General features: G+C 53.1%; 9 protein-coding genes and 1 pseudogene. 4 read left to right on the forward strand and 6 right to left on the reverse strand.

The genetic code is table 11. The features are described 5' to 3' along the window. The first annotated feature begins 16 nt into the window (after positions 1 to 16). From LG384_RS17125 to csiE, 3 genes are all read left to right on the forward strand, one after another. A complete protein-coding gene (locus LG384_RS17125; protein ID WP_048220814.1) occupies positions 17 to 1,654 on the forward strand; it encodes an FGGY-family carbohydrate kinase in 1,638 nt (545 codons plus the stop codon). Beyond that, a complete protein-coding gene (locus LG384_RS17130; RefSeq protein WP_225761268.1) occupies positions 1,651 to 2,256 on the forward strand; it encodes an SIS domain-containing protein in 606 nt (201 codons plus the stop codon). Before LG384_RS17125 ends, LG384_RS17130 begins: the two co-directional genes overlap by 4 nt. Before the next feature lie 241 nt (positions 2,257 to 2,497). Beyond that, complete coding sequence (gene csiE / locus LG384_RS17135) at positions 2,498 to 3,775, forward strand: stationary phase inducible protein CsiE (RefSeq protein WP_045446202.1); 1,278 nt, start codon at positions 2,498 to 2,500, stop codon at positions 3,773 to 3,775. Here csiE and LG384_RS17140 read toward each other — a convergent pair. The 4 genes from LG384_RS17140 to LG384_RS17155 all read right to left on the reverse strand — a co-directional run bounded on the left by LG384_RS17140 (position 3,770) and on the right by LG384_RS17155 (position 10,627). After that, positions 3,770 to 4,918: a 3-phenylpropionate MFS transporter gene (locus LG384_RS17140; protein WP_200010329.1), complete on the reverse strand. Its 1,149-nt coding sequence runs from the start codon at positions 4,916 to 4,918 to the stop codon at positions 3,770 to 3,772. The two genes, csiE and LG384_RS17140, sit on opposite strands and share 6 nt — an antisense overlap. Positions 4,919 to 5,006: 88 nt before the next feature. Next, complete coding sequence (locus LG384_RS17145; RefSeq protein ID WP_045446208.1) at positions 5,007 to 5,849, reverse strand: aldose 1-epimerase; 843 nt, start codon at positions 5,847 to 5,849, stop codon at positions 5,007 to 5,009. Continuing rightward, positions 5,849 to 7,288, reverse strand: coding sequence for a sugar porter family MFS transporter (locus LG384_RS17150; protein WP_045446211.1), 1,440 nt, complete (start codon positions 7,286 to 7,288; stop codon positions 5,849 to 5,851). The genes LG384_RS17145 and LG384_RS17150 overlap by 1 nt, the downstream gene beginning before the upstream one ends. 72 nt (positions 7,289 to 7,360) lie before the next feature. Beyond that, positions 7,361 to 10,627, reverse strand: a complete 3,267-nt coding sequence (locus LG384_RS17155) for a DUF5107 domain-containing protein (protein WP_225761269.1) — start codon at positions 10,625 to 10,627, stop codon at positions 7,361 to 7,363. 114 nt (positions 10,628 to 10,741) lie between these two features. Here LG384_RS17155 and LG384_RS17160 point away from each other — a divergent pair, with 114 nt between their 5' ends. After that, positions 10,742 to 11,935: an ROK family transcriptional regulator gene (locus tag LG384_RS17160; protein ID WP_045446219.1), complete on the forward strand. Its 1,194-nt coding sequence runs from the start codon at positions 10,742 to 10,744 to the stop codon at positions 11,933 to 11,935. On the opposite strand, the pseudogene LG384_RS17165 reads toward LG384_RS17160, so the two are convergent. Further along, a pseudogene (locus LG384_RS17165) lies at positions 11,899 to 12,220 on the reverse strand (hypothetical protein); the annotation flags it as partial. The gene LG384_RS17160 and the pseudogene LG384_RS17165 overlap by 37 nt on opposite strands. A gap of 150 nt (positions 12,221 to 12,370) precedes the next feature. Next, positions 12,371 to 13,624 carry a serine hydroxymethyltransferase gene (gene glyA / locus LG384_RS17170; RefSeq protein WP_045446222.1) on the reverse strand — a complete coding sequence of 418 codons (1,254 nt, stop codon included), beginning with the start codon at positions 13,622 to 13,624 and terminating at the stop codon, positions 12,371 to 12,373. Positions 13,625 to 13,711: the final 87 nt, after the last annotated feature.

The following is a 13,711-nucleotide window of genomic DNA, read 5'->3' on the forward strand; positions in this document are numbered from 1 at the left end:
TTCAGGAGAAAAAATTATGGCAAGTTACTTTATTGGTGTGGATGTCGGAACCGGAAGCGCCCGCGCAGGGGTATTTGATCTCAACGGCAGGATGGTCGGGCAGGCCAGTCGGGCCATTGAGATCTACCGTCCGCAAGCTGATTTCGTTGAGCAGTCCTCTGATAATATCTGGCAGGCTGTGTGTAACGCGGTTCGCGACGCTATTAACCAGTCAGATATAAACCCTATCCAGGTTAAAGGTCTGGGTTTCGACGCTACCTGTTCACTGGTTGTTCTGGATAAAGAAGGTAAGCCGCTGACTATCAGCCCTTCCGGGCGCAGCGAGCAGAACATTATTGTGTGGATGGATCACCGGGCCATTACCCAGGCCGAGCGTATTAACGCCCTGCACCATCGGGTGCTGGACTACGTCGGAGGAATTATTTCTCCGGAAATGCAGACCCCAAAACTGCTATGGCTGAAACAGCATATGCCCAACACCTGGGCAAACGCGGGTTACTATTTTGATCTGCCTGATTTCCTGACCTGGCGCGCCACCGGAGATGACACGCGCTCACTGTGTTCAACCGTGTGCAAATGGACCTACATGGGCCATGAAGACAAATGGGACGCCAGCTATTTCCGCCAGATTGGGCTGGAAGACCTGCTGGAGCACGATGCCGCCAAAATTGGTCGTTACGTGAAAACCATGGGCGAACCGCTCGGGCACGGGTTGTCAGCACGTGCCGCCAGCGAACTGGGTCTGATCCCGGGGACTGCGGTCAGCGTATCAATTATCGATGCGCACGCTGGTACGCTCGGCACGCTTGGGGCCTGCGGCGTTTCTGGAGAAGTGGCTGATTTTGACCGCCGCGTTGCGCTAATTGGCGGCACATCTACCGGGCATATGGCGATTTCCAAAGAGCCGCGTTTTATCGGCGGTGTCTGGGGGCCTTACTACTCTGCTGTGCTGCCGGAATACTGGCTCAACGAAGGCGGGCAGTCTGCAACAGGAGCGTTAATCGACCACGTCATTCAGTCGCACCCATGCTACGAAACGCTGCTGGCACAGGCAAAATCTCAGGGACAGACTATTTACGAAGTACTGAATTCATTGCTACGTAAAATGGCTGGCGAACCGGAAGACATCGCGTTCCTGACCCGTGATATGCATATTCTTCCCTATTTCCACGGCAACCGCTCACCGCGCGCGAACCCGACACTCACCGGCGCTATCACCGGGCTGAAGCTGTCCCGCACGCCCGAGGATATGGCGTTGCAGTATCTGGCAACCATCCAGTCCATTGCCCTGGGAACGCGTCATATTATCGAAACGATGAATCAAAGCGGTTACAACATCGATACGATTATGGCCAGTGGCGGCGGCACGAAAAACCCAATCTTTGTTCAGGAACATGCCAATGCCACCGGCTGCGCCATGCTGCTGCCGGAAGAGAGCGAAGCCATGCTGCTGGGCAGCGCAATGATGGGAACTATCGCGGCAGGGGTATTCGAAACTTTCCCGGAAGCAATGTCGGCAATGAGCCGCATTGGTAAAACAGTCACGCCACAGACCAACCGGATTAAGCAGTACTATGACCGTAAATATCGCGTCTTCCACGAGATGTATCAGGATCATATGAAATACCGCAAGCTGATGCAGGAGGACGCATGAGTGATTCATGGTCTCAGGCCACCCACGTGTGGCATCTCTACAGCGATGCCCTCGCAGGTCTTCAACACCATTTGAATGAACAGGTCTGGCAAGCTCTGCTGACAGAATTGCGCAGTTGCAAAGGTAAAATAGTGGTAACCGGCGTGGGTACTTCTGGCATTGCGGCGCGCAAAGTGGCGCATATGCTTGCCTGCGTTGAGCGTCCGGCGATATACCTCAATGCCACCGATGCAGCTCATGGCGACCTGGGTTTTTTGGATACTGGCGATCTGGTCATTATGCTGTCGCGCGGAGGCAACTCCGATGAACTCACCCGACTGCTGCCTGGGCTGGCAGCGAGAAAGGTACCGATTCTGAGCGTAACTGAAAACGCGAATTCAGCCATCGCCAGCGCTTCCAGACTGGTGATTTCCACGGGCGTGCAGCGCGAGGCCGATCCGCTGAATATGCTGGCAACCACATCTATTATTTTGGTTCTGGCTATCTTTGATGCCGCCTGTGCCTGTCTGATGAGCGAGAGTGGATACTCAAAAGAAACCCTGCTGGCGGTGCATCCAGGCGGTGATGTAGGATTAACGCTAAGTCAGAAGCAGAAAGTCTAAACCGCGCATTTCCGCTCACTTTTCCAACCCCGTCACCCGCTGGCGGGGTTTTTGTTGTTTAAACAAAGATAAAACAGCGAAAAAACAGGTTAACGCGCTGCGTTTAACTACGACCTTCTGTTCCTTACGTTAAAAATTCTGTGACGTCTCCCAGCATTCCTGGCGGAAAGGATTCCATTCTCCATTTCTATCAGCAAACTTTAGCTATTCTTATCAAAAATACTTTCGGGAGACCTTACAGATGATGTCAACGCTTGCCCCGCCATCTGTACTTTCTGCTCCCCAACGTCGCTGCCAGATGTTGCTGACGCTTTTTCTGCCGGGACAAAGCGCCACTGCGCAGACCTTCAGCAGTCTCAATGGCGTCGATGACAATATTGTCCGCGAGGATATCATTGGCGCGGGCCTCGAAATCCAGCGCTATCACCGGCTCGCGATTACCTCGACTCAAAACGGTCGCTATCAAATCGAAGGGACCCCGCTGAATCAACGCCTGTGCCTGTTACATTGGCTTCGACGTGGACTGCGCCTGTGTCCGACGTTTATCAACCAACAATTTACACCAGCATTAAAAATGGAGCTGAAACAACAGGGTATCGCACGCCAGCTGTATGACGATACTAATTTGCAGGCGCTCATCAACCTCTGTTCCCGGCGGTTGCAGAAACCATTTGAGTGTCGTGATATCCAGTTCCTGCGGCTTTTTTTGCAGTATTGCCTGCTGCAACACCATACAGGGATCACCCCGGAGTTTAATCCGGTACAGCAGGTCTGGGCGCAATCTTGCGCCGAGTATCCGCTCGCCGAAGAAATTGGCCGTCACTGGCAACGCCACGTAATGCAGACTGCCCCCCTGGGCGAGTCGCTGTTCATGGCGCTGCTATTTTCGATGATCCGTATTCCTGACCCTATTCGTGATAACCATCAGCAGGACCGCCGTCTGCGTCTGGCCATCGCCCGGCTGGTACTGCGTTTTCGCGAGTATGGCAACGTTCGCTTCAGCGACGAGCAAGGACTGAACGACCAGTTGTATATACACCTTGCTCAGGCGCTTAACCGAAGCTTATTTGCCATCGGTATTGATAACACCCTGCCGGAAGAGTTCAGCCGGCTTTATCCCCGGCTGGTGCGCACCACACGCGAGGCATTAAACGGGTTCGAAGCGGAATACGATGTGCAGTTTTCAGAGGAAGAAGCGGGGCTGGTCGCGGTGATTTTCGGCGCATGGCTGATGCAGGAGAAGGATTTACACGAGAAGCAAATTATCCTGCTGACGGGCAATAATGAACGGCTTGAGACGCATATTGAACAACAGCTACGTGAGCTGACCCTGCTGCCGCTGAACGTAAAACATATGCCGATGCAGGATTTTCAGAAACAGGGTTCACCGCGTGGCGTGGCGCTGATTATCACACCGTACACCACGCCGCTACCGCTGTTTTCACCGCCGTTAATTCATGCGGACCTGGCGCTTACGCCTCATCAGCAACAACAGATCCGCAAAATACTGGAATCATAACGCCGGAGATTGCGCCTGCACTTTAGGTCGCAAGACGATGGCAGGCAGAGCAACCAGCGCCATCACCCAGAATACGCCACTACCCAAATGCTGATACAGGAAGCCTGCGAACACGGTCATGATGGCGATACTCCCCCCCATCGCAATAGCAGAGTAAACCGCCTGCAGGCGAATCACTTCACTGCCCTGGCGCGCAGCAATATAACGCATGGCCGCCAGGTGGCAGACGGTAAACGTACCGCAATGCAGGATCTGCACCACAATCAGCCACGGTAATTCTGTGCTCCAACCCATCAGTCCCCAACGTACAACGCCACAAACAGCAGAAAGCAGTAGCAGATCTCGAGCGCTAAAGCGGCGGAACAGCTTGTGGCTCAGTGCGAAGATAATCACTTCGGCAACCACGCCCAGCGACCATAAATAACCGACCGCCGAGGCGGAATACCCGGCGGACTGCCAATAAATTGCGCTAAAACCGTAATAGGCAGCATGTGCGCCTTGCAGCAGGCTCACACAGGCAAGAAAACGCCAACTCTGCGTGATCAGCAAACGCCAGGCTGGCCATCCGGCACTCTCCTGTTGGCGGCTTTCACCCTGCGGCTGCACGCTCGGTCGAATCATCATACCCAGCAGCATTGAAGCCATCCCAAGCGTCAGCAGCACCAGGATAACCCGGTAATCAAACAGGCTCACCAGTTTACCGGTTAGCGCCGAACCAATCACAAAGGCCACCGATCCCCACAAACGTACCCGACCATAATCCATGGTGATCTGTTTTTGCCAGGTGTTAGCCAGCGCATCCGTTAGCGGCACCAGCGGTGAGAAAAACAGGTTAAACCCGACCATCACCACCATCAGCCATGCCACATGCGTACCCGCCCAAAATGCCAGAGCAAACACCAGCGTCAGCAGCGCCAGAATACGTAAAGCGGTAATCAAACGAGAGGGATCACTCACGCGCGGCGCAATCAGCAAACTACCGAGAAAACGTGCAATCAGCCCCGCGCCCAGCAGCAAACCGATGGTTTCCGGCGTCAGCCCCAAACCTTTGAGCCAGACGCTCCAGAAAGGCAGAAAAATACCGTAGCTAAAAAAGTAGGTGAAATAACCGAGCGCCAGCCAGCGCGTGGAATGCAAAGCCATGATTCCCTCCCGTTTGGTGGCGATAGTCTGGCGATAAACACGGGCTGGCGCAAGAGAGCATTAACAGGCAGATAACATGATTCTTGCCCTACTCTACGCAAATTTGCATCGAAAAATGGCACTGTTCTCCCTGGCCTAATACCCTTAACCCCGGCAGTCCCTGCATGTTGTGGGCATTCACCGGATGCGTCTGCGGCTCAAGGCAAAGGAACTCGCCACCCGACATTCTGAACAGCATCAGCCAGGGAGTTTGCGCTAAAAGCGTGACCTTCATCACATCATGTTGGATAACAGCCCGTCCGCTCCAGCCGGAATATCCCACATTTAACCAGTCATCTTCGCCATATTGCGCGTGTATGAAATCTGCAGGCGGCGGAATATCACTTTGCCAGCTCAGTGGCAGGTGCTGCTCCCCCTCCGGCCAGTAACCACCGGCGGTAAACTGCGCCGTACTGTGCGAATCAAAGGCAAAAAACGGATGGAACCCACAGCCATAGATCATCGACTGCACGCCGCAATGGGTTATCATTAACGAGGCGTAAAGGCTTGACTCTTCCAACTGATAGCAAAGATCCGCTATATAGTCATAGCCACATGCGTGCTGGCTGCGCAACCGCAGTAAACAATGACTTTCGGTAGCAGCAACAACCTCCCAGCGTTTCAGCCAACCGTCACCATGTAAAAAGAAAACATCGTCCGCATCATGTTGGGGTAAAACCACCCGGTTTCCACACAGCAGAAAACGATTGTCCGCCACACGATTAGCAACAGGTAGCATAGGGAACAGGCCGCAATCACCAGGCTTCTTGCCTTGCCCTTCACGTAAGACAGGTTGTTGATGTTGTAACGAAACCAGACTCAGCAACGAACCGCCCTGAGGGTCAACGCACATCCGCAGATGTGCGTTTTGCAACGTCAGCGCGTCGTTCATTATCGGGCGCTTCGTTGTTGGGCTGATGCACTAACCTTCGTATGCTGTGCCGCCAGTTTTTCTTCCAGTGCCTCCAGCGTTACGCCTTTAGTTTCCGGCACATTGCGTAGCACATAAACGTAACCCATGGCACAAATAACACCGTAGAGCAGGAAGCTTCCTGATGCGCCGAGACTCGCATTAAGCAACGGGAAAGTGTAAGTCAGCAGGAAACAGGCAATCCACAGCGCCAGTGTGCCCAGCGACATTGCCAGCCCACGCACACGGTTAGGGAAAATTTCTGACAGTAATACCCAGGTAACCGGAGCCAGCGTCAGGGCATAAATGGCAATCGCTGCCAGCACCAGGACCAGGACCGGCCAGCCGAGAATACCTAACCCATACGCACCGGCAATCAACACGTAGATGACCGTAAGTCCAGAGGCCCCAAACAGCATCAGTTTACGGCGACCAATTTTATCCACCAGTGGTAACGCGGCCAGGGTAAAGACCAGGTTAATAATCCCCGTCGCCACAATAGATTTTAGTGTCCCATTGATATCGAACCCGGCGGACGCAAAGATCTCCTGGGCATAGTTGAAGATAACGTTGATCCCACACCATTGCTGGAATACAGCCAGTACCATTCCAATAATGACGATCGGTTTGATCTGCGGTTGTAATAGCGTGGACCAGGCCACCCTATGATTATCTTTTTGCAGAGTATGTTCGATCTCTTGCAAAGTTTGTCCGGCATATTCGGCAGAACCAATCCGTTGCAACATAGCTCGCGCACGCTCGACCTTCCCAGCCTTCACCAGCCAGCGCGGTGATTCCGGTACAAAGAACATCAAAACCAGGAACACCACCGCAGGCACTAACTCGGCGCCAAACATCCAGCGCCAGCCCATCTGGCCATTCCAGCTTTCAACAATCGCCTGCTGCGTGGCGCCGGTTGCAACCGGTTCCGCAATCATCAGGTTGATCAGTTGTGCTGCCAGCACGCCAATTACGATGGTCAGTTGGTTGACCGCCACAAAGCGACCGCGCTTTTCAGCCGGGCTGACCTCGGCGATATAAAGTGGGCTGAGCGCCGACGCCAGACCAATCCCTACACCACCAACAATTCGATAGACAATAAACATGTCGAAGTTGCTGGCTACGGCGGTACCCCAGGCCGAAGCGCTGAAGAGTATCGCTGAGAGAATAAGCGGCATTTTGCGGCCGAACTTGTCGGCGCACCAACCGGAAATCAACGCACCAAAGATACAGCCCACCAGCGCCGAACTCATCGCCCAACCAGACTGTGCCGGATCGGTTATAGAGAAGTAAGCTTCATAGAAGGGTTTTGCCCCGCCAATCACCACCCAGTCATAGCCAAACAGTAAACCACCGCAAGCCGCAACCAGGCAGATAGTCCAGACATAGCCAATCTTTAAATGTGTCTGCGCGTTATTCATTATGATTCCTCTTTCAGGGAAACGCAGGGGACAGAAGGTTTCGGGTGGAGTCGCCCCCACCCGATCAGAGCGTTACAGGAATAGCTTTACGTTAATGGCGTGACGCAGCAGTTGCGCCTTGTCATGCGCCGGATTGAGTTGCAGAAGCGCATCCAGGAAGTGCCGGGAGTCAGGAATATTTCCCAGTCCCAGATGCCCAAGCGCATTGATGAACAGACAGTGTTGCTGGTGTTTCGCTTGTGCAGAGGTGTCCAGCACTACAAGATCGGGAAGCGATACTGCAAAGAAATCGACTTCAGGAACCTTGTCGTGTTGCGACTCGACCCATTGCAGGAAGCTGTGAAACAGGTTGTCTGCTTCTGCGTTATCGCTCAACGCTCTCAATGCCATACCCTGCCAGAAGAGATAATCCACCGGCTGATCGTTGTAATAGCGTCCGGCATCAAGCGAACTGCCACCGCGAGTTGCTCGCACAAAATACTGCCGGGCTTCTTCGATATATCCCTGCTGTTTGGTGCAATAACCCAGCAAATACCAGATGTCATTATCCGTTTGTCCGGGTAAACGTCCTTCCCCCAGGTTCTGCGGGTAGTGCAATGCCTTCTGCAACAAAATGATGGCAGTTTGGTAGTCGCCTGCCTGAATAGCAGCCAGCGCCCGATGTTGTTGATTAAGCAGATATTGTCCGGTGGCTTTGCCTTCACCTCCTTCCCAGGGGTGAAATACGCGCTCACTCAGCACTGCCGCAGCAGCATCATAGTGCCCCAGCCCATTCCACAGACTGAGCAGTTCTACCGTCAGATCATCGCGATGGAATACCACGTCTTTACTGGCTTCAAGTTTTGCTAAACGCTGTTCAGCCGGTTGCGCCATCAGCTTATTGAGATAATCGAGTTCAAACAGGAAACGCGCATTTTGTGGCTCCAGCGCCACAGCCTGAGACAGATAGCGTTTCGCCAGCGATGCATCGTGCTGTTTGTTCCAGGCGTAAATCCCCAGTAATCGGTGCACCGGGGCAAAATCCGGCTCCTGCTCAAGGGTAAATTGCCAGCAAGAAACCGCTTCGGTATAACGCCGTTTGCTGTACCAGAAACACCCCAACAAGTAGCGGGCAAAGGCACTCTGCGCCAGCGTTTGCAGCATCTGCACTTCATCCAGCGTATTAGGGAAACGCACGCGTTTTTGCAGACACTTACGGGCACGGTCAATGAAAGGCTGCGGATCCTCGCTCAGTGAGGCTCGCCACAACATCGGTAATGTTTCCTGGCTGTCGAGCAGTTCCAGCACATCACGGGCGGCATCCTGCTGACCAAATGAGGTCAGCCATCCTGCCAGCTCGCAGGCATTCGTGCCACGTCGACCGGTAATGGAGATAAGCGCTTGTGCTGAGTCATCATCCTGGCTGATTGCCCAGCGCGCGTAGTGCAGGGTATAACTCAGCGGATAATCAACAAGCTGTTGGGTAATATAGTCCAGTGCTTTCGCAGGAAGATTCAGTTTCGCCAGCGCGAGGGCTTTCAACCCCATGGCGAGGTTATTACTACCGTTAAAACGCAGGCTCTGTTCTACCTTTTCCAGCGCACCGGCGTAGTCCTGGCGTTTCATCGCCAGGCGTGATAATGACCAGAACGCCGCATCGCGACAGTTGCCGCTCCAGCTTGCCTTATAGTAATTTTCCCAGGCGCTGTCATCGTCACCCTGACGCTCCAGCGCAGCGGCCAGCAACATGCTCGCTTCACCATCGCGCGGATTCTTATTAAGCTTATGCGCACGTTCCAGCGCCTTGCGCGCGCAACGTTCGGCCAGGATCCAGTCAGCACGGTTTAGTGCCAGCGTTCCCAGCGCCACATTATTGCGATAGTCCTGTGGGTCTACCTCGAGCGCACGGCGATAATAGTCCTCCGCATAGCGGCTGGCGTGGTTGTACTGTTCCAGATGCTGCCCAATAAAATAGAGTTCATCGGTATTGGACAATGCTTCTGGTTGCGCAGGGGCAACAGCCGCCTTAGGCAGTGGTAGCTCTTCGGCAATGTGCTCTTCATAATCCAGAAGCGTAACACCATCAGCCCGCGTCACGCTCATCATCACCCGAGTATGACCGCCATCAGACACGTCAGCCAGCCAGCTTTGCCCCGGCGCCAGGGTCAGCGTATTTTCATAGAATGGTTGTCCCTTTGCAGAAAGCGTAACCTGCACATCCCGCAGCGGCGCAATGGCATAGACACCAATAGAGAGCTGGCTGCCATCACGCTCCAGACGAAGCGCCAGCTGCGTGCTGGCGTTTTGCACCATGCCAAGTTCACTGTAGGGCAGAAAATTTTGTACGAAGACTTTCTCTTCGTACGGAGCAAGCCAGGTAAAGTCAGGCTGGTTATCGGTAAAGACCCCTGTCATCAGTTCAATATACGGACCGTTGTCATCGGTGAGGTTACGATCCCAGGCGACGCCAAAATCACCGTATCCCCAGGTCCACTGCTTTTTCCCCGGTGAAACGTGGTGATCTGCAACGTGCAACAATCCTCCACGTTCCCCGTGATGCCATGCGCCGACAAAATCATAGTTTGATTTTTCAGCCATATAGGAGGTTGGAACCGGGACGTTTTTGTAGCGGGAGATATCCACGCCAGCGGAGTAATCCACTTTGTAGTAAGTACCGGTAGCGATAGGGAACGCAGACACATCGCGCTTACCATGATCGAAAACTGCGGTCACATCCGGCGGGAAAACGCTCTGGTGATCGTCACCGCCCTTCACTGCCGGATTCGCCCACCATAAAAAGTGGCGCGGAGTGGCATTGCCATTAAACACCTTACCGGTTATTTCAATCAGAGCGCGATCCGGGTACAGCGTGAATCCGGTCATGACCTGTAAACCACGCATGGGTTCAACTTCTCCCATCCACACGGTGTATTCACCCTGCTCACCTTGCTGTTGCGTAAAATCAACCGGCATAAACGTGGTTGGGCGGTGGTGCTGCGGCCAGTTAAATTCAATACCGCCAGAAATCCATGGCCCGAGCAGCCCTACCAGCGCAGGTTTGACCACTTCGTTGTAGTAAACGAAATCGCGCTGCTGCACTTTGTCATATGCACGGTGAATGCGCCCGCCCAGCTCCGGTAACAGCATAATGCGAATGAAATCATTCTCCATCCACACCGCCTGGTAATCGCGCATTTCACGCTTACCAGTCAGCGTATCAATCACGCCATAGGGATAAACCGCGCCTGAAGATCCCTGATAAACCCGTTTCTCCAGAAACATCGGGTTAGCGTCTTCCTCGCCCGCAGTCCATGTTGGGAGGGTGATCGTTTCCTGCCAAACCTTAACTGAACCGTACATGCCGCTCTCCACTCAATAAACAAAAGTAAAAACTTAACCTGATGCTATTCTGCGGCAGTTAAGTGGCGTTAAAATGCGCAATGCTCACGCAATACAGTTAAGGGAGTTAAGTGAATGCAGCGACCGGGATTCAATAACGCCAGAGTTCGCCAGGCGAATAAACAGATTTTTTTGTCGCATCTGTGGCGGGAAAAACAGCTCAGTAAGTCACAGCTGGCGCAGCTCACCAGTCTGTCGATCCCGGCGGTGAGCAACATCCTCGAAGAGTTAATGGATGAAGGGAGAATCAGCCACTCCCGGGAAACGTTAAGCCAGCGCGGTTTGAGCAGCGGCAGCTATCATTTGCCGGAAAAAGGCGCCTGGACGTTGTGTATTAACGTCACTCCCACCAGCATCATCAGCCAACTGGCGGACGCACGGTTGATGGCCGTCGGTGACTGGCGACATGAAGTTATCACTCCAGAGACGCCAAAAGCGTTACTGGCTGCATTAGCGACACACTGGCGGGAGTATCGTCGGCAGTATCCCGAGGTGACCATTAACCTCGCTCTGGGCGTTCACGGGCAGGTTGATCCTGTTACCGGTGCCTCCAAAACGATGCCGCAGGCACCGTGGAAAACACCGGTTGAAATAAAATATCTGCTGGAGGAAATGCTGGGTGTACAGGTACGTCTGGATAATGACTGTGTCATGCTGGCACTGGCTGAAAAGTGGCAGAATCCGGCAGCTAACGGCGACTTTTGTGTCATTAACGTCGATTACGGGATTGGTTCATCGTTCGTGATCAACGACAGTATCTGGCGTGGCAGTTTGTATGGCAGCGGCCAGATTGGTCATACCATCATTGATCCCGATGGGATTGCCTGTGACTGTGGGCGTTACGGTTGTCTGGAGACAGTGGCATCTCTTAGTGCACTGAAAAAACAGGCCAGAGTGTGGATGAAATCTCAACCGGCACCCCATTATGATCCGGAAACACTGACTACCGATCAACTAATTGATGCCTGGAAACACGGAGATGTGCGTATTCAGGCCTGGGCCGAACACGCAGCCAGTGCAATTGGACTGAGTCTGTATAACTTTCTGAATATATTGAATATTAATCAAATATGGCTGTACGGCCGTAGCTGCGCCTTTGGTGATAGTTGGTTACATACTCTGGTACAGCAAACCGGATTTAATCCGTTCGACCACGGCGATAATCCGCGTGCCAGAGCAACACAGATAAGCTTCGGTCAACTTAACCGCGCTCAGCAATTGATGGGAATTGGTTATCTGTATGTGGAATCACAGCTTAGCGAGCTGTAGTCATTACCCGTCATAGTCACTGCCAAACATCCCTGTACCGTAGCGATAAAATCCGCCAGCGCAGATTTTATCGCCGACTTTTGGCCTGAAAACCACCAGCTCGGTATTAAAATTATTCATATAACCGGGCATCAAAGCCTCTCCTGTACCGGCCAGGCTCATGATCACCTGAATATTCGTAGAGACCTGAACAATAATGGTCTGACTTTGTTGCTGTTTAAACCACGCCTTCACAGCTATCGCTAACGAGCCGGAACAGGGCGGAGCAATACTGACATAGCTCAAAAATCAGGGGCGTAAAATGCAATTACTGAGGCAGTGGATTCAGGCAGAAAAAAAGCCGCAGATAGCGGCTTTATTAGATGAGTCAGTGACGCTTAAATCGATATAACTACCGGATGTGATGTTAAACCACCATCCGGCAATAAAAATGACTTACGCGTAAACAGGGAAGCGTGCGCAGATATCCAGGACTTTCGCTTTGACGCGCTCGATTACAGCTTCATCATTGATGTTGTCCAGAACATCGCACATCCAGCCAGCCAGCTCTTTCACTTCGGCTTCTTTGAAACCACGACGGGTCACAGCCGGGGAACCGATACGAATACCGGAAGTGACGAACGGGCTCTTCGGATCGTTCGGTACGCTGTTTTTGTTAACGGTGATGTTAGCACGGCCCAGCGCAGCGTCAGCTTCTTTACCGGTCAGGTTTTTGTCTACCAGATCCAGCAGGAACAGGTGGTTCTCAGTACCGCCAGAAACCACTTTGTAGCCACGGTTCAGGAACACTTCCACCATCGCTTTGGCGTTTTTCGCAACCTGCTGCTGGTAGACTTTGAACTCTGGCTCCATCGCTTCTTTCAGTGCCACCGCTTTCGCCGCGATAACGTGCATCAGTGGGCCGCCCTGCGCGCTAGGGAATACAGCAGAGTTCAGTTTTTTGTACAGCTCTTCGCTACCGTCTTTTGCCAGGATCAGGCCGCCGCGCGGACCCGCCAGGGTTTTGTGGGTAGTGGTGGTAACAACATGAGCATGCGGAACCGGGTTCGGGTACACGCCCGCGGCAATCAGACCGGCAACGTGCGCCATGTCGACGAACAGGTATGCGCCAATGCTGTCGGCGATTTCACGCATTTTTGCCCAATCAACCACTCCGGAGTAAGCAGAGAAGCCACCGATAATCATCTTCGGTTTGTGCTCCTGAGCCTGCTTCGCCATGTCTTCGTAGTCAATCTTACCGGATTCATCGATACCGTAAGGGACGATGTTGTACAGTTTACCTGAGAAGTTTACCGGGGAACCGTGAGTCAGGTGACCGCCTTGCGCCAGGTTCATACCCAGAACGGTATCACCCGGTTGCAGCAGAGCAGTGTAGACAGCGAAGTTAGCCTGAGAACCGGAGTGCGGCTGGACGTTAGCGTAGTCTGCGCCAAACAGCTCTTTGGCGCGATCAATCGCCAGTTGCTCAACAATATCAACGTATTCACAACCACCGTAGTAACGCTTGCCCGGATAACCTTCAGCGTATTTGTTGGTCAGCTGAGACCCCTGCGCCTGCATCACGCGCGGGCTGGTGTAGTTTTCGGAGGCGATCAGTTCGATGTGCTCTTCCTGACGTACTTTTTCCTGCTCCATAGCCTGCCACAGTTCGGCATCATAATCGGCAATGTTCATTTCACGCTTTAACATCCGCATCTCCTGACTCAGCTAACAATAGAATTTCGGCCTAAAAAGGCAGTCCCGTTGGACTTCGGCCAACAGTATAACCGAATCATT

Source organism: Citrobacter sp. Marseille-Q3906 (genome assembly GCF_916618775.1).
Classification (GTDB): domain Bacteria; phylum Pseudomonadota; class Gammaproteobacteria; order Enterobacterales; family Enterobacteriaceae; genus Citrobacter; species Citrobacter murliniae.

Excerpts from the sequence above, each read along its gene's own strand:
- LG384_RS17125 (WP_048220814.1), top strand. The coding sequence starts at position 17 with ATGGCAAGTTACTTTATTGGTGTGGATGTCGGAACCGGAAGCGCCCGC.
- LG384_RS17130 (WP_225761268.1), top strand. The coding sequence starts at position 1,651 with ATGAGTGATTCATGGTCTCAGGCCACCCACGTGTGGCATCTCTACAGC.
- csiE (WP_045446202.1), top strand. The coding sequence starts at position 2,498 with ATGATGTCAACGCTTGCCCCGCCATCTGTACTTTCTGCTCCCCAACGT.
- LG384_RS17140 (WP_200010329.1), bottom strand. The coding sequence starts at position 4,918 with ATGGCTTTGCATTCCACGCGCTGGCTGGCGCTCGGTTATTTCACCTAC.
- LG384_RS17145 (WP_045446208.1), bottom strand. The coding sequence starts at position 5,849 with ATGAACGACGCGCTGACGTTGCAAAACGCACATCTGCGGATGTGCGTT.
- LG384_RS17150 (WP_045446211.1), bottom strand. The coding sequence starts at position 7,288 with ATGAATAACGCGCAGACACATTTAAAGATTGGCTATGTCTGGACTATC.
- LG384_RS17155 (WP_225761269.1), bottom strand. The coding sequence starts at position 10,627 with ATGTACGGTTCAGTTAAGGTTTGGCAGGAAACGATCACCCTCCCAACA.
- LG384_RS17160 (WP_045446219.1), top strand. The coding sequence starts at position 10,742 with ATGCAGCGACCGGGATTCAATAACGCCAGAGTTCGCCAGGCGAATAAA.
- glyA (WP_045446222.1), bottom strand. The coding sequence starts at position 13,624 with ATGTTAAAGCGTGAAATGAACATTGCCGATTATGATGCCGAACTGTGG.